This is a genomic window from Bradyrhizobium sp. STM 3809, assembly GCF_000239795.1.
Lineage (GTDB): Bacteria > Pseudomonadota > Alphaproteobacteria > Rhizobiales > Xanthobacteraceae > Bradyrhizobium.
In genome coordinates, this window is record NZ_CAFJ01000489.1 from 1 (window position 1) to 15,614 (window position 15,614).

The 15,614-nt window shown below is 68.0% G+C and carries 13 protein-coding genes; 8 read left to right on the top strand and 5 right to left on the bottom strand.

From position 1 onward, the window contains the following. Positions 1–455: 455 nt before the first annotated feature. Positions 456–1,793 (bottom strand): MFS transporter, encoded by a 1,338-nt coding sequence (locus BRAS3809_RS22535; protein ID WP_008964343.1) that lies wholly within the window; start codon positions 1,791–1,793, stop codon positions 456–458. A 461-nt stretch (positions 1,794–2,254) separates the two neighbouring features. Between BRAS3809_RS22535 and BRAS3809_RS22540 the strand changes: the two genes are divergently transcribed. From BRAS3809_RS22540 to BRAS3809_RS22550, 3 genes are all read left to right on the top strand, one after another. Beyond that, positions 2,255–3,280, top strand: coding sequence for a histone deacetylase family protein (locus BRAS3809_RS22540; protein ID WP_008964344.1), 1,026 nt, complete (start codon positions 2,255–2,257; stop codon positions 3,278–3,280). A 23-nt stretch (positions 3,281–3,303) separates the two neighbouring features. Further along, positions 3,304–3,633, top strand: coding sequence for a hypothetical protein (locus BRAS3809_RS22545; protein WP_008964345.1), 330 nt, complete (start codon positions 3,304–3,306; stop codon positions 3,631–3,633). A gap of 315 nt (positions 3,634–3,948) precedes the next feature. Further along, positions 3,949–4,251, top strand: coding sequence for a hypothetical protein (locus BRAS3809_RS22550; RefSeq protein WP_008964346.1), 303 nt, complete (start codon positions 3,949–3,951; stop codon positions 4,249–4,251). 31 nt (positions 4,252–4,282) lie between these two features. On the opposite strand, the gene ppsA is transcribed toward BRAS3809_RS22550, so the two are convergent. Further along, positions 4,283–6,718: a phosphoenolpyruvate synthase gene (gene ppsA, locus BRAS3809_RS22555; RefSeq protein WP_008964347.1), complete on the bottom strand. Its 2,436-nt coding sequence runs from the start codon at positions 6,716–6,718 to the stop codon at positions 4,283–4,285. 106 nt (positions 6,719–6,824) lie between these two features. On the opposite strand from ppsA, the gene BRAS3809_RS22560 reads away from it, so the two are divergent. Then, positions 6,825–7,997, top strand: a complete 1,173-nt coding sequence (locus BRAS3809_RS22560; protein ID WP_008964348.1) for an SbmA/BacA-like family transporter — start codon at positions 6,825–6,827, stop codon at positions 7,995–7,997. Here BRAS3809_RS22560 and BRAS3809_RS22565 read toward each other — a convergent pair. From BRAS3809_RS22565 to BRAS3809_RS22575, 3 genes are read right to left on the bottom strand one after another with little or no spacing between them, the layout of a single operon-like run. Beyond that, a complete protein-coding gene (locus BRAS3809_RS22565; protein WP_008964349.1) occupies positions 7,957–8,895 on the bottom strand; it encodes a 1-phosphofructokinase family hexose kinase in 939 nt (312 codons plus the stop codon). The two genes, BRAS3809_RS22560 and BRAS3809_RS22565, sit on opposite strands and share 41 nt — an antisense overlap. Positions 8,896–8,898: 3 nt before the next feature. Continuing rightward, positions 8,899–9,879 (bottom strand): glucokinase, encoded by a 981-nt coding sequence (glk, locus tag BRAS3809_RS22570; protein WP_008964350.1) that lies wholly within the window; start codon positions 9,877–9,879, stop codon positions 8,899–8,901. Beyond that, positions 9,876–11,234: a GH1 family beta-glucosidase gene (locus tag BRAS3809_RS22575; protein ID WP_008964351.1), complete on the bottom strand. Its 1,359-nt coding sequence runs from the start codon at positions 11,232–11,234 to the stop codon at positions 9,876–9,878. The genes glk and BRAS3809_RS22575 overlap by 4 nt, the downstream gene beginning before the upstream one ends. Before the next feature lie 383 nt (positions 11,235–11,617). Here BRAS3809_RS22575 and BRAS3809_RS22580 point away from each other — a divergent pair, with 383 nt between their 5' ends. From BRAS3809_RS22580 to BRAS3809_RS22595, 4 genes are read left to right on the top strand one after another with little or no spacing between them, the layout of a single operon-like run. Beyond that, positions 11,618–12,568: an ABC transporter permease gene (locus tag BRAS3809_RS22580; protein WP_008964352.1), complete on the top strand. Its 951-nt coding sequence runs from the start codon at positions 11,618–11,620 to the stop codon at positions 12,566–12,568. Between the two features lie 11 nt (positions 12,569–12,579). Continuing rightward, complete coding sequence (locus BRAS3809_RS22585; RefSeq protein ID WP_052523471.1) at positions 12,580–13,443, top strand: ABC transporter permease; 864 nt, start codon at positions 12,580–12,582, stop codon at positions 13,441–13,443. Further along, positions 13,440–14,450, top strand: a complete 1,011-nt coding sequence (locus tag BRAS3809_RS22590) for an ABC transporter ATP-binding protein (RefSeq protein ID WP_008964354.1) — start codon at positions 13,440–13,442, stop codon at positions 14,448–14,450. The genes BRAS3809_RS22585 and BRAS3809_RS22590 overlap by 4 nt, the downstream gene beginning before the upstream one ends. After that, the gene (locus tag BRAS3809_RS22595; protein ID WP_008964355.1) at positions 14,447–15,499 is read left to right on the top strand and encodes an ABC transporter ATP-binding protein; all 1,053 of its coding nucleotides are present in this window, start codon (positions 14,447–14,449) and stop codon (positions 15,497–15,499) included. The genes BRAS3809_RS22590 and BRAS3809_RS22595 overlap by 4 nt, the downstream gene beginning before the upstream one ends. The last annotated feature ends 115 nt before the right edge of the window (positions 15,500–15,614 follow it).

Consider the following 15,614-nt stretch of genomic DNA (forward strand, 5'->3'; position numbering starts at 1 on the left):
CTTCACGCTTATACGCAGTCTCCCTGGTGCGCCGGCTTGTTGGCCACCATCACCACGCGGCGCATCGGCGCCATCGCGGCTTGATACCAGCTTCGGGGTATCAGGACGCTGCGACTTCACGTCCGCGATTGATCGTTCGTCCGCACCCTCGTGAGAGGGCGCTGCGATCTCTCGCGGCCATCGCATCCCCGCCTCGCGTGTCGTGACGATCGCGCGCTACGCCCCTGCTGCTTGAGGCGGGATGCGGGGAGATAAACATGATTGCGGAAAAATAGCAAGTTGATTTTGATTAGGAGAAATCAACTTCAGCGAAGGTGTGCTCCCCCTCCCCGCAAGGGGGAGGGGAGTGCACCGTCTTTGCGGCAGGCTCTTGCGGGCTTATGCGACGCGCGCAAAAAAAACGGCGGCCGGGGGACCGCCGTTCAAGTCGAGGACCACGCAAGGGGGCGTGGTGCTCAGGAGGCTCGGAGCTGGACGCGCTGGATGCGCCCGACGATGAACAGATAGGCGAACGCCGCGACCAGGGCATTGAGGCCGACGAACACCAGCGCGCCGTTGAAGGAGCCGGTAGCCGACAGGATGTAGCCGATCACGATCGGGGTGGTGATGCTGGACAGGTTGCCGAAGGTGTTGAACAGTCCGCCGGAAACGCCGCCCGCTTCCTTCGGCGAGGTGTCGGAGACGACGGCCCAGCCAAGCGCGCCGATGCCCTTGCCGAAGAAGGCGAGCGCCATCAGGCCGACCACCAGCGCCTGGCCGTCGACATAGTTGCAGCCGATGATCGCCATCGACAGCAGCATGCCGCCGACGATCGGGATCTTGCGGGCGAGCGTGAGCGAGCCGGTCTTGCGCAGGATGGCGTCCGAGATGAAGCCGCCGAGCACGCCGCCGATGAAGCCGCACAGCGCCGGCAGGGTGGCGACGAAGCCCGCCTGCAGGATCGACAGCCCGCGCTCCTTGACGAGATAGACCGGAAACCAGGTCAGGAAGAAGTAGGTCAGGGTGTTGATGCAGTACTGTCCGATATAGACGCCGAGCATCATGCGGTTCGACAGCAATTGGCCGATGTGCGACCAGGTCGGTCCCCCGGAGGTCTTGGCTTCGTCCCGGGCGCCTTCCATGTCGACCAGCGCGCCGCCCTGCTTGATGTAGTCGAGCTCGGCCTCGTTGATGCCAGGATGCTCCTTCGGGCCGTACATGGTCTTGATCCAGACCAGGCCCATGATGATGCCGAGCGCGCCCATCACGGTGAACACGTGGCGCCAGCCGAACTCGTGCGCGATCCAGCCCATCAGCGGCGCGAAGATCACGGTCGCGAAATACTGCCCGGAGTTGAAAAAGGCCGACGCGGTGCCGCGCTCGTTGCTCGGAAACCAGGCGGCGACGATGCGGGCGTTCGCCGGGAAGCTCGGCGCCTCGGCCAGGCCGACCAGGAAGCGCAGCGCGAACAGCGCGACGATGGCCGCGCCGCCGGAGAGAAAGCCGATCCAGCCCTGCATCATGGTGAAGATCGACCAGACGACGATGCTGCAGGCATAGACCCAGCGCGAGCCGAAGCGGTCGAGCAGCCAGCCGCCCGGGACTTGCGCGAGAACATAGGACCAGCCGAAGGCGGAGAACACATAGCCCATCGCGACGGGATCGAGATGCAGATCCTTGGCGAGCGCGGGGCCTGCGATCGAGAGCGTGGCGCGATCGGCGTAGTTCACGGTGGTGACCAGGAACAGCATGGTCACGATGAACAGCCGCACGCGCGATCGGCGCAATTCTGCCGCAGTTACGATTGCGCTCATGCGCGCTACCTCTCTTAAACGTTCCTCAACACCTGTCCTAGAGGAGATGACGGGCCCGGGTCCAAGCCCAAGCCGGTATCGATTGATACCAATTTTGCATCGATGCCGGGGCGTTCATGCGCTCGGGCCAGGCGCCGACGGTTCGAAGGATCGCGTGGCGGTTGCGGCGGGTGAGCTGCTCAGGCTTGCACGCGGAGGTTTTGAGACGGCGGTCCTTGCCACCGTCTTGCCGGCAGACGAGCGCCCGGCGGATCTCTCCTCACATCCACCCTGGCCTGCGCGCTTCATCGCCTTGATGCTGGCGGACTCGCTGCCGACAACCGGAAGACGCCTGCCGCCGGTCCGTTCCGCCATCCGGACGTTGCCTCCCCCAGGTCCATGTGGGGTGCAAACCATCCGTGCTTGTCTCGGTCCCTGCTGCATGCACAATCGTTCGCGCAAGCGAACAGGAGCCCGATCGCGTGAAGGCCGTCTACACCGAGCTGCACCGCAGCCATGATCCGCAATTCTATCTCGTGCGCGGCGTCGTCAAGCGCACCACGGAGCAGCCGGAACGGGCGGATCGCCTGCTTGCAGGATTGAAGGCCGGCCATCACGAGTTGGTCGCGCCGATCTCGTTCGGCCAGGAAGCCCGCGCCCGCGTGCACAGTCCGGAATATCTCAATTTCCTGGAAGAGGCCTGGGACGCCTGGGCCGCGCTCGGCGACGCCGGCGCGGAGATGATCCCGAACATGCATCCCGTGCGCAACGCCGCGACCTATCCGAGCCATATCGTCGGGCGGCTCGGCTGGCATACGACCGATACTTCGGCGCCGATCGGGCCGGGGACGTGGGCCGGCGCCTGCGCCGCGACCGACGTCGCGGCGTCGGCGGCGCAGCTGCTGCTCGATGGCGAGGACGCGGTCTATGCGTTGTGCCGGCCGCCGGGGCACCACGCCTATCGCGACATCGCCTCCGGCTTCTGCTTCATGAACAATTCCGCCATCGCGGCGGCGCATCTGCGCCAGCGCCACGAGCGGGTCGCGATCCTCGACGTCGACGTCCATCACGGCAACGGCACGCAGGGCATCTTCTACGAACGGCCCGACGTGCTCACCATCTCGATTCACGCCGATCCGACGCACTACTATCCGTTCGTCTGGGGCTACGCGCATGAGCGCGGCGCCGGCGCCGGGCTCGGCGCCAACCTCAACATTCCCTTGGCGCTGAAGAGCGGCGACGACACCTATCTGAAGGCGTTCGAGACCGCGGCGAAGACGATCCACGCCTTCGCGCCCGGCGCGCTGGTGGTGGCGCTCGGCCTCGATGCCTCGGAGCATGATCCGCTGAAGGGCCTCGCCGTGACCACGCCGGGCTTCCGGCGCATCGGGGCCGCGATCGCGCGGCTCGGCCTGCCCACGGTGTTCGTTCAGGAGGGCGGCTATCTCTCCGACATTCTCGGGCAGAACCTGACCGCGGTGCTCGGCGGGTTCGAGGCGGCGCGCTGAGCCGGGCACCAAACGGGGCGCTCATGCTGCTCGGGCGCGGCCGGCGTCTGCTGCCGGCCCTGGGCCTGCTGGGCGCGAGCATGCCGCTTCGCGCCGCGTGGGCCTGCTCACTGGTCAACCCCGAGACCTCGATCGCAAGGGCGGTCGCGACCGCGCAGACGTGGTGGCTCGCGAGCGCGCTGGTCGCGGCTGCGATCGTGGTGATCGAGATCAGGCGCGAGCGCCGCCCCCGCCGGTCGTCGCAGCTCTGCTGCTCGTCGCAGGTCATCCGGCATGGTGGGTTCGACCGGACTATGGGCCGGATTGCACGTTCGCAAATGTCGAAGCGTCGCAGCTGGTCTTCGCCGCGCTAGGCGCGATGCTCGGCTATCAGCTGGTGCGCGCCTGGCGACGAGGCACGGGCCTCTGATGGTGTCTTGATACTGAATTCGCTTGACGACGGGGAGCAGGGCGCCGTTCGCCGTGCGGGCTACGGACTCCGACTGCCGCACGACGGCGCTCGACCGGAGTTCCACGGGTGACCAAAGTACAAGGTTCTTTAAGGTCCCCGGCCACAATGCGCCGCAATCTGACCTGGACCGCTTCAACGGAGAACGCGGTCATGCAGTTCGCGCCGCTCGCATCCGGGGGGATCGATGGCCGTGCTGCAGGCATCTCATGGGTGAGCGTTGGCGGACATCATCGAATTCGCGACGGCCGCAACGCGGATCGCTCGTGCGAAGCGGATCGACCTCGCCTTCGAAATGGCGGTCGTGATGCAGCTCATGCAGCTCAAGCGCACGCTCGATGCCTGGCGGCAGATCCTGCGCCGGCTCGACGACCTGGCCAAGGCCGATGGGCATGCGGTTCCGGATGAGCAATCCCGGCCGATCCGCCAGCTGATCGCCGACGCCGAACGCGCCATTTCCGACATGAATGATCGCGCCGACGCGGCCGCGCCGGCCGACGATCCGCATCCGCGCGACGCCTGAAGACCATCGGCGGGCGACGCCCCGCCTGGCTCTATCCGGCCAGCGCCTGCTGACGCCGCGCCACCAGATCGCGCTCCGCGCCGCCAACGATCTCCATCGTCCGTACCACGCTGGCCGGGTTGACGCTGATCGAGTCGATGCCGAGCCCCGCGAGATAGCGTGCCACGTCCGGATAGTTGGCCGGCGCCTCGCCGCAGATGCCGACGTGGCGATGGTTGCGGTGCGCGCCCTCGACGGCGAGCTTCAGCATGGTCAGGAGACCGGGATCGCGCTCGTCGAAATCGAACGCGACGATGTCGGAATCGCGGTCGACGCCGAGTGTGAGCTGGGTCAGGTCGTTGGAGCCGATCGAGAAGCCGTCGAAATGCCTTGCGAATTCGTCGATCAGGATGACGTTGTTGGGGATCTCGCACATCATGTAGATCTCCAAGCCGTTCTCGCCGCGGACGAGGCCGTGACCGGCCATCGCCGCGATCACCTTCTCGGCCTCTGCGACGCGGCGGCAGAACGGGATCATGATCTTGAGGTTGGCAAGGCCCATCGTGTCGCGCACGCGCTTCAAGGCGGCGCATTCCAGCGCGAAGCCGGCCGCATAGGCCGGGTGCGCGTAGCGCGAGGCGCCGCGGAAGCCGAGCATCGGGTTCTCTTCCTTCGGCTCGAACTCGGCGCCGCCGATCAGGCTGGCATATTCGTTGGTCTTGAAGTCCGACAGCCTGACGATGACCGGGCGTGGATGGAAGGCGGCGGCGATGGTGCCGACACCCTCCGACAGCCGCTCGACGAAGAATGCGGCCGGCTTGTCGTAGCGCGCGGTCAGGCGCTTGATCGCCGCCCGGTCCCTGGCCGATTTCACCTTGTCGGGCGCGGCCAGCGCCATCGGATGAATGCCGATCGACTGGTTGATGATGAACTCCATGCGCGCCAGACCGACGCCGTCGTTCGGCAGCAGCGCGGTCTTGAAGGCGAGCTCGGGGTTGCCGAGATTGACCATGATGTGCGTGCGCGGCTTCTCGATCTTGTCGATTGCCAGGCGCTCGACGTCGAAGGGCAGGGCGCCGTCATAGACATGCCCGGCATCGCCCTCGGCGCAGCACACAGTCACGCTCGCGCCGGTCCTGGCGCGCCTGCTGAAATCCTCGGTACCGACCACCGCGGGCACGCCGAGCTCGCGGGCGATGATCGCGGCGTGGCAGGTGCGGCCGCCATGATCGGTGACGATCGCCGCCGCCGTCTTCATCACGGGCTCCCAGTCCGGGCTGGTCGAGGGTGCTACCAGCACCTCGCCCGGCTTGAAGGCGCGCAGGTCCTTCGCCGATTTGATCAGGCGGATCTTGCCCGCGGCGATCTTCTCGCCGACGGCGCGGCCGGTCGCCAGCGCCTTGCCCGGCTTCTTCAGCACATACGTCTCGACCGATTCCGGTCGCCGCTGCGAGGCCACCGTCTCGGGGCGCGCCTGGATGATGTAGAGCGCGCCGTCGCGGCCGTCCTTGGCCCATTCGATGTCCATCGGCGTCGGCCGGCCGGCCTTCTGCGAATAGTGCTGCTCGACGGTGATCGTCGCCTGCGCCAGCTCCAGCACGTCACGGTCATCGATGCAGAATGTCGCGCGCGCGGCCGGCGGCGTCGCCTCGATGCGCGTCGTGGTGCCGCGCGCGCCCGCCTTGGCGTAGACCATGCGCCTCGCCTTGGCGCCGAGCCGGCGCGACAGCACGCTGCGGAAGCCGGCGGCGAAGGTCGGCTTGTGGACGTAGAACTCGTCGGGATCGACCGCGCCCTGCACGATGGTCTCGCCGAGCCCGTAGACGCCGGTGATGAAGGCGACGTCGCGAAAGCCGCTCTCGGTGTCGAGCGAGAACATCACGCCACTGGCGCCGAGATCGGAGCGCACCATCTTCATCACGGCGACCGACAGCGCGACCTTGTCGTGGGCGAAGCCGTTGTCGATGCGGTAGGAGATCGCGCGATCGGTGTACAGCGAGGCGAAGCAGCGCCGGCAGGTCTTGAACAGCTGCCTCGCACCGCTGATGTTGAGAAAGCTCTCGTGCTGGCCGGCGAAGCTCGCATTCGGCAGATCCTCGGCCGTGGCCGAGCTGCGCACCGCGACCGCGACGCCGCGGCCGTATTCCTGCTCCAGCTGCTTGTACGCGGTCGCCACGTCGCGCCGCAGGTCATCACGATCGGTCGCCTCGAACACGATCGCGCGCGCCTTGGCCGCGCGCCTGGCGAGATCGGCGATGCGCCGCTTGTCGAGCCCGGCGAGCAGCTTGCGCAGCTCGTCATCGGCGCCATCCGCACGCAACGCGTCGCGATAGCTCGCGGCGGTCAAGGCGAAGCCGTTGGGGACGCGCACGCCCCGGGACGCCAGGGCCGAATACAGCTCGCCGAGCGAGGCGGTCTTGCCGCCGACCTCGGGGACGTCCTCGATGCGGAGATCCTTGAACCAGCGGATGTAACCGGGTGCCGTCATCGATCGTCTCCCGCATTGCAGCGCAGGCATGGAGTTTGTCGCGTTGCACGGTCCACGCCTTGCGGAAGATCAAGCGCGGGGGTCCCGGAGCTCCGTACATCAGTCCATGCTCGACACATCCTGCGATGAACCGGACGACTCCCGCCCCGCGATGAGCTCCGACGACGAGAACGAGGACGGCAATCGCGAATGGTCGCGGTTCTGGCTGACGGCACGGCACTTCTGGCTGGGATGGACGGCCTGGCGGGTCTGGCTGCTCTGCGCCGCCCTCATCGTCCTGGTCGTGCTCCAGCTTTATGTGCAGTTCCGTTTCAACTACTGGAACAGGGATTTCTTCGACGCGCTGGAAGGCCGCGACCCGGCGCGGCTACGGCAGCAGGCCGTCCTGCTCATCCCGCTGTGCCTGTCGAGCGTCGTGCTGGCGATCGTCTCGGTGTGGGGCCGCATGACGATGCAGCGCAACTGGCGGCAATGGCTGAGCGCCAAGGTGATCGACTATTGGGTCGAGAACGACCGCTATGCGCGGCTGGCGACGGTGCAGGGCGACCAGAAGATCCCCGAGTACCGAATTGCCGAGGACGTCCGCATCGCCACCGATGCGCCGATCGACTTCGTGGTGAGCGTGATCTCGGCGCTGCTGACGGCGGTCGTGTTCGTCCAGTTGCTGTGGCAGGTCGGCGGCTCCATCGGCTTTGCCGTGGCCGGGCTGCAGCTGTGGATTCCCGGCTATCTGGTGGTCGGGGTCGTCGTCTATTCGGGGCTCGTCACGGGCGCGATGCTGTGGGTCGGCGCGCCGCTCACGCGCGTGATCCAGACCAAGAACCAGGTCGAGTCGGAATTGATCACGGCGGCGCATCATCTGCGCGACATCGGCGAAGGCGTCATGCCCAAGCACGAGGAGCGCGGCGTCATTGCCAGCATCTGGCTGGCGCTCGACCGTACCATCCAGCAATGGAAGCGGCTGTGCTGGCAGCTGATGCGCAACACCCTGGTGTCGCATCTGAACTCGCTGCTGGCGCCGATCATCGGCCTCGTGCTGTGCGCGCCGAAATTCCTGGGCGACCAGATGACGCTCGGCGAGCTCACCCAGGCAGCCGCGGCGTTCACGCTGGTGCAGGGCTCGTTCAACTGGATGGTGGACAATTTCAGCCGCGTCGCCGAGTGGATGTCGTCGCTGGAGCGGGTGGGCGGCCTGCTGCTGTCGCTCGACCGGCTCAACGGCGTTGCCGCTGCCGAGGTCACGCCGTCTGCAGCCGCACGTCAGCCAGCAGACGGTTGATGTCGGCTGGATCGGACAGCGCGGTGCCGGTGCGCAGCAGCGCGGCGGCGCCGGCGGCGACGGCAAAGCGGAAGGCCTCCTCCAGCGGCTCGTTCGCGGCGAGCTTGGCGACCAGCGCGCCGAGGAAGCTGTCGCCAGCGCCCACGGCGTTGACCGGCACCATCGTCAGCGGCTGCGCGCGCAGCACGCGCTCCGGTGTGACCAGCAGGGCGCCGAGATGGCCCATGGTGAGCGCGACCGTCCCGGCCTTGCCGGTGGCGACCAGCGTTCGCGCCGCGGCTTCCCACGCCGCCGCATCGGGCAGCTCGCCGCCGACGAGCTCCTGCATCTCGCGAAGCGACGGCTTGATCAGGTCGACACCGCCGGCGACCGCCGCGGCCAGTGCCGGGCCCGACGTATCGAGGATGAACCGCGCGCCGTGCGTTCGCGCAATCGTGGCGATGCTCGCGTAGTAGTCGGTCGGCACGCCGCGGGGCAGGCTGCCGCTGCCGATGACGAAGCGCGGAAACGGCTCGAGCCGGCTCAGCAGCGCGAGCCCGCCCTGCCATTCGGACTCGCTGAGCGTCGGCCCGGGCAGGATGAAGCGATAGGGCTGGCCGGTGGCGCGCTCCTGGACGAAGAAATCCTCGCGCGTATCGTCGGCGGTCGGCCAGGTGAGGCTGGCGACGCTCTCGGCCTCGACGAGCTGCTTCAGCAGCAGGCCGGTCGGGCCGCCGACGGGATAGAGCGCGGTGACATCGCCGCCGAGCCTCGTGATGACGCGCGCGACATTGATGCCGCCGCCGCCGGGATCGCGCCGCTGCGTCGTGCCGCGCAGCTTCGCCACCGGCACGATGGTCTCGACGGTCGTCGAGACGTCGACGGCCGGGTTCGGCGTGATCGTGACGATGTCGCTCATCGGTCAGGTCGCGGGAGATCCGCCGCTGGTGGTGATGCCGGAGTCGTAGAAGGATTTCAGGCCGAGGAAGCTGATGTCGGGTTTGGTGACGAGATGCACCGGGATTTGACGCAGATAGCTGTCATAACGTCCCTTGCTCTCGAACTGCCGGCGGAAGTCGGAGCGCGCAAAGGCGTCGGGAAAGCGCGGCGGGATGCCGCCGGCGATGTAGACGCCGCCGCGGGCGCAGAAGGTCAGCGCCAGATTGCCGGCGACGGCCCCCAGCCAGGCGCAGAACATGTCGAGCGTGGCGCGGCTGGTGGCGCAACTACCGTCCAGCGCGGCGTGGGTGATCGCCGCGGCGTCACGCTTCGGCACGGTGACGCCGTCGAGCGCCGCGATGGCCTGGTAGACGTTCTCGATTCCCATGCCCGAGAGCGCCCGCTCGATCGAGACATGGCCGAAACGCTCGCGCATCTTGGCCAGCACCGCGGCTTCGCGCGCCGTCGTCGCCGGCAGGGTGGCGTGGCCGGCTTCGGTGACGGCGACGGTCGGGCGTCCGTCGCCGGGCAAATAGCAGGCCGCGCCGAAGCCGGTGCCCGGGCCGATCACCAGCATCGGCGCGCCCTCCACGGCCGCGCTGCCGCCGAGCGGAAAAAGATCGTCGGGATGCAGTGCGGGCAGGGACCAGCCGACCGCCTCGAAATCGTTCAGCAGTTTCGCCGAGCGCAGCTCGAACCGCGCCGCCAGCTCGGCGCCGTCGATCACCCAGGTCGAGTTGGTGAGCATGCCGCGATTGCGCTCGATGGGGCCGGCGATGTCGAGCACGGCCGCCGATGGCGGACCGCCCGCGGCATGGCGCGACAGGAAGTCAATGATCGCATCGGCGATGGTCGGGAAGTCCGCGACCTTCAGATGCGCGACCTCGCCGATCACCCCGCCGTCGAGCAGCGCGAAGCGCGCATTGGTGCCGCCGATGTCGCCCAGAAGAACGCGCTCGCTCATCCCTCAATCTTCCGCCCGTTGTGCGGCCCGGCCGGTTCGTTCGACCTCCTCCATGCCGCAATCGTCTCCGCATACCACCGCGCCGATGCCTTGGGAATGCGGCGCTGGGTGGCGTGATCGACATAGACAATGCCGAAACGCTGCGAATAGCCCGCCCCCCATTCAAAATTATCCAGGAGCGACCACACGAAATAGCCGCGCACGTCGGCGCCAGCGGCCATCGCCTGTTCCATGGCGGCGGTGTAGGCGGCGAGATAGGCGATCCGGTCGTCGTCCTGAATCAGGTCGCCCGGGCCGAGCAGATCATCGGCCGCCGTGCCGTTCTCCAGCACATAGATCGGAAGCTGGAACCGCTCGTGAATGTCGAGCAGCGTGTCGCGAAAGGCCCCGGGCACCACCGGCCAGCCGATGGCGCTGCGCGGCACGGAAGCGGGCGCCGGGCCGAACGCGGCGCCGACCAGGTTGGTGGCTTCCTTGACGTAATGCGGCGAATAGTGATTGAGCCCGAACCAGTCGACGGGGCGGGCGATCTGGGCCATGTCGCCCGGCGCCACGTGGGGCGCGACCGCATCCGCCAGATCGGGCGGGTAGCAGGCGAAGGATTGCGGGAACGGGAAGGCGTCGTTCCAGTAGGCCGCGAGGCGCAAGGCCGCCGCGGCGTCCGCCGGGCTGTCGGTCGCGGGATAGCAGGGCTGGCGATTGTGAATGGCGCCGATCGACGCGCCGGCGACGTCCCGGCGCAACACGTCGACGGCGCGGCCATGGCTGAGATTGACGTGATGAATCGCCTTGTGCAGCGCCACCTTGTCGGCGATTCCCGGCGCGTGCCAGCCGAGGCCATAGCCGAACAGGGTGAACACGCAGGGTTCGTTGAAGGTGGCGAAGCGCTTCACGCGGTCGCCATAGCGCCGCGCGATCAGCGCGGCGTAGTCCGCGAACCAGCCGGCGATATCGCGATTCTGCCAGCCGCCGAGCGCCTCCAGTGCCTGCGGCAGGTCCCAGTGGTAGAGGCAGAGCCAGGGCTCTATCTCCGCGGCGAGCAGCGCATCGATCAGGCGGTCGTAGAAGGCGAGGCCGGCTGCGTTGGCCGCGCCGCGGCCCTGCGGCAGCACACGTGGCCAGGCGATCGAGAAGCGGTAGGCGTTGAGACCGAGCGCGCGCATCAGCGCGACGTCCTCGGCATAGCGAGCGTAGTGGTCGCAGGCGATCTCCGCGGTATCGCCACGGCTCGATCGCCCGGGCGTGCGCAGAAACACGTCCCAGATGCTGTCGGCGCGGCCATCGCGATGCGCCGCACCTTCGATCTGGAAGGCCGAGGTCGAGGCGCCCCAGACGAAGTGCGGACGTGCGGTCATGATGGCAATGCGCCTCGCGCTGCTGCGGTCAGGCGCATGATGCCGATCGTTGCCGTCTGGCGGTTGACCGGGATCAAGCGCCGTGCGGCGTGGCGCGGCGGTGTCCTGCGCGGCCGAGGGCCATCGGATTTAGGGCGGCACGAACCGCGGCCAATTTGTTGCTCGGTCATGCCCGGGCTCGTCCCGGGCATCCACGTCGAGCTGAGGACGCCGGACGACGTAGATGGCCGGGACAAGCCCGGCCATGACGGAGACGGGCCCCACGATCGCGTCGTATGCAACAGACCCGCGCCGGCGAGGGGGGATCATGCAGGCAACGGGCTTGCATCCCGGGCCAAAGCTGTAGAACGTGCGGCCGCCGAGAATGAGGAGTTTCGGCTCGAATGAGCGTGTTTCTGCTGCGGCGATGCCTGACGCTGCTCGCGACCCTGGTCGGGGCGTCGCTGATCATTTTCCTGGTGCTCGATGCCCTGCCGGGCAACGCGGCGCAGATGCTGATGGGGGCGGACGCCTCGCCCGACGCGGTCAGGGCGCTGACGGTCAAGCTCGGGCTCGATCAGCCGCTGGCGGTCCGCTACGTGCAATGGCTCGGCGGGCTGGCCACCGGCCATCTCGGCAACAGCTATGCCTATGGCACGCCGGTGGCCGAACTGATCCGCGAGCGGCTGGCGATGACGATACCGCTGGCCATCCTGGCGATGGCGCTGACCACGGTGCTGGCGATCGCGGCCGGGATCTACACGGCGGCCAACCACAACCGCATCGGCGATGTCGGCGTGATGTCGCTGACCCAGATCGGCATCGCGCTGCCGAACTTCTGGTTCGCGATCCTCTTGATCCTGCTGTTCGCGGTGAAGCTGCAATGGCTGTCGGCCGGCGGCTTCCCCGGCTGGGAGGACGGCCTCTGGCCCGGCCTGCGATCGCTGCTGCTGCCGGCGGTGGCGCTCGCCTTGGTGCAGGCCGCGATCCTGGCGCGGGTGACGCGCTCGGCCGTGCTCGACGTTCTGCGCGAGGACTTCGTGCGCACCGCGCGCGCCAAGGGCCTCAGCAAGCGCGAGGTGCTGTGGCAGCACGTGCTGCGCAACGCGATGATCCCGGTGCTCACCGTCATGGGCCTGCAATTCGCCAATCTTCTGGCCGGCACCATCGTGATCGAGAACGTGTTCTACCTGCCGGGCCTCGGCCGTCTCATCTTCCAGTCGATCGCCAACCGCGATCTCATCGTGGTGCGCAATTGCGTGATGCTGCTGGCGGCCATGGTCATCATCGTCAATTTCGTGGTCGACGTGCTCTATGCGGTGATCGATCCGCGCATCAAGGTGCACGAGCTGTGAGTTTGTCCGTGATGACTCGAACCGGCGTCGCGCCGGCGTCGAACGCGTTCTGGTGCCGCGCGCTGCGCCATCGCAGCTTCGTGGTCGGCGCGTTGCTGTGTCTCGCCGTGCTCGGCGCCGCCCTGCTGTCGCTGGTGTGGACGCCGTGGTCGGCCTATGAGATCGACGTCGCCGCCAAGCTGCGGCCGCCGTCGGCGGAACACTGGCTCGGCACCGACGTGCTCGGCCGCGACATCGTCTCGCTGCTGCTGGTCGGCGCCCGCGCGACCATCCTGGTCGGCATCATCGCCGTCGGCATCGGCCTGACCTGCGGCGTCTGCCTCGGCCTGGTCGCGGCCGCGCAGCGCGGCTGGACCGAGGAACTGGTGATGCGCTTCAGCGACTTCACCTTCGCCTTTCCCGCCGTGCTGTCGGCGATCATGCTGGCCGCCGTGATCGGGCCGGGCATGGTGACCTCGATCATCGCGATCGGCATCTTCCAGATCCCGGTGTTCGTGCGCGTCACCCGCGGTTCGGCCGGCGCGATCTGGGCGCGCGAGTTCATCCTGGCGGCGCGCGCCGCCGGCAAGGGCCGGGTCCGCATCACCATCGAGCACGTGCTGCCGAACATCCTGTCGATCCTGATCGTGCAGGCGACCATCCAGTTCGCGCTGGCGATCCTGGCGGAGGCCGCGCTGTCCTATCTCGGCCTGGGCACGCAGCCCCCGCAGCCGTCATGGGGGCGCATGCTGAACGATGCGCAGACCCTGCTGTTCCAGTCGCCGAGCCTCGCCGTTTATCCCGGTGCTGCGATCGCGCTCGCGGTGCTCGGCCTCAACCTGCTCGGCGATGGTCTGCGCGACCTGCTCGATCCGCGCCTGGCGAGGCAGCGATGAGCGCAGGCGAACAGCCGCTTCTCGAGGTCTCCGGCCTCGGCATCCGGCTCAATACCAGCCGCGGCCCAGCGCAGGCCGTGCGCGAAGTGTCGTTCGCGCTGAGGCGCGGCGAGACGCTCGGCATCGTCGGCGAATCCGGCTGCGGCAAGTCGATCACGGCGCTGGCGCTGCTCGGTCTGCTGCCCGACAACGCCGTCGTCAGCGGCAGCATCCGACTCGATGGCCGCGAGCTGGTGGGATTGCCCGATGCCGATTACTGCAAGCTGCGCGGCAACCGCATCAGCATGATCTTCCAGGAGCCGATGACCGCGCTCAATCCGATGCACACGATCGGCCATCAGGTCGCCGAGCCGCTCGTGCGCCACACCGGCTGCTCCGCGGCGGAGGCGAAGCGCCAGGCGATCGCGCTGCTCGATCGCGTCGGGCTGCCGGACCCGGCCCGGCGCTACGACGCCTATCCACATCAGTTCTCCGGCGGGCAGCGCCAGCGCATCACCATCGCGATGGCCTTGGCCTGCAAGCCCGACGTGCTGATCGCCGACGAGCCGACCACCGCGCTCGACGTCACCATCCAGCGCCAGATTCTCGATCTCATCGCCGACCTCGTCGCCGAGCAGGGCATGGCGATGATCCTGATCTCGCACGATCTCGGCGTCATCGCCGAGAACGTCCAGCGCATGATCGTGATGTATGGCGGCACGGTCGTCGAGAGCGGCACCACCGACGCGGTGTTCTCGCGCATGGGCCATCCGTACACCCAGGGTCTGTTCAGGGCACGGCCGCGGCTCGGCGCCCGCAAGGGCACGCGTCTTTCGACCATCGCCGGCACCGTGCCGGAGCTGGCGGACCTGCCGGCCGGCTGCCCCTTTGCGGATCGCTGCGCGCTCGTGATCGACGCCTGCCGCGCCGCGCTGCCGCCGCTGATCGAGATCGGCACCGGCCATGGTGTCCGCTGCATCCGGACCGATGTCGCGCTGACGCCCGACCCGGCGGGAGCAGTCGCGTGAGCATTGCCATCCAGACCTCTGCCGAAACGCCGCTGCTCGAGATCAAGGATCTCGTACAGCGCTACACGCTGCCGCGCGAGAGCCTGCTGCGGCCTGCGGGACAGGTGCTGGCGTTGAACGGGGTGTCGCTCTCGCTGAAGGCTGGCAAGAGTCTCGGCATCGTCGGCGAATCCGGTTCGGGCAAGTCGACCCTGGCGCGGCTGGTCATGGCGCTGGAGCGGCCGTCATCGGGATCGGTGCTGATGTCCGGGCGCGATCTCAACCGGCTGCCTGCTGATGAGCTGCGCCGCGCGCGGCGTGATTTCCAGATGGTGTTCCAGGATCCCTACGGCTCGCTCGACCCGCGCCAGACCATCGCGCGCATTGTCGCCGAGCCGCTGACTGCGCTGGACAGCCCGGATCGCGACAGCCTCCGCACGCGTGTGTCGGCCGTGCTGCGGCAGGTCGGCTTGCGCGATGCCGACATGGACAAATATCCGCACGAATTCTCCGGCGGACAGCGCCAGCGCATCGCGATCGCGCGCGCGCTGATCACCCAGCCGAAGCTGATCGTCGCCGACGAGCCGGTGTCGGCGTTGGACGTGTCGGTGCAGGCGCAGGTGCTCAACCTGATGCAGGACCTGCAGGAGCAGTTCGGCCTCAGCTACGTCCTGATCAGCCACGACCTCGCGGTCGTCGACTATCTCTGCGACGAGGTTGCGGTGATGTATCTCGGCCGCATCGTCGAGCGCGGGCGGCCGGAGGACCTGTTCGGGCAGTGCGCGCATCCCTATACGCGGGCGCTGCTCGACGCCGTGCCGCGCGCGCAGTCCGGCGCCGTCAGGCGCAGGCGTGAGAGCGTTGCGATCGCCTCGCAATCGTCGGGCGCTGCCGGCTGCGCCTACAAGCCGCGCTGCCCGCTCGCCGACGCCCACTGCCGCGAGGCGGCTCCCGCGTTGCGGGCGCTGACCGCGCAACATTCGGCTGCCTGCCACCACGCGGAACGCGTGATGGCGCTGCCGGCGCCGGCCGCCGGGGAAGATCCGCCCCTTGTCTCCAAGCCGCTTTGACGCATAATTCGGTTCCGTCCGGGAGAAACAAACAGATGTTGAAAAAACTATCCATCATCGCATTGACCGCGCTCGTCGCGGCCGTGGCGCCCGCCTCGGCGCAGAGCAAGAAGGA

Excerpts from the sequence above, each read along its gene's own strand:
- BRAS3809_RS22535 (WP_008964343.1), bottom strand. The coding sequence starts at position 1,793 with ATGAGCGCAATCGTAACTGCGGCAGAATTGCGCCGATCGCGCGTGCGG.
- BRAS3809_RS22545 (WP_008964345.1), top strand. The coding sequence starts at position 3,304 with ATGCTGCTCGGGCGCGGCCGGCGTCTGCTGCCGGCCCTGGGCCTGCTG.
- ppsA (WP_008964347.1), bottom strand. The coding sequence starts at position 6,718 with ATGACGGCACCCGGTTACATCCGCTGGTTCAAGGATCTCCGCATCGAG.
- BRAS3809_RS22560 (WP_008964348.1), top strand. The coding sequence starts at position 6,825 with ATGCTCGACACATCCTGCGATGAACCGGACGACTCCCGCCCCGCGATG.
- BRAS3809_RS22565 (WP_008964349.1), bottom strand. The coding sequence starts at position 8,895 with ATGAGCGACATCGTCACGATCACGCCGAACCCGGCCGTCGACGTCTCG.
- glk (WP_008964350.1), bottom strand. The coding sequence starts at position 9,879 with ATGAGCGAGCGCGTTCTTCTGGGCGACATCGGCGGCACCAATGCGCGC.
- BRAS3809_RS22575 (WP_008964351.1), bottom strand. The coding sequence starts at position 11,234 with ATGACCGCACGTCCGCACTTCGTCTGGGGCGCCTCGACCTCGGCCTTC.
- BRAS3809_RS22580 (WP_008964352.1), top strand. The coding sequence starts at position 11,618 with ATGAGCGTGTTTCTGCTGCGGCGATGCCTGACGCTGCTCGCGACCCTG.
- BRAS3809_RS22585 (WP_052523471.1), top strand. The coding sequence starts at position 12,580 with ATGACTCGAACCGGCGTCGCGCCGGCGTCGAACGCGTTCTGGTGCCGC.
- BRAS3809_RS22590 (WP_008964354.1), top strand. The coding sequence starts at position 13,440 with ATGAGCGCAGGCGAACAGCCGCTTCTCGAGGTCTCCGGCCTCGGCATC.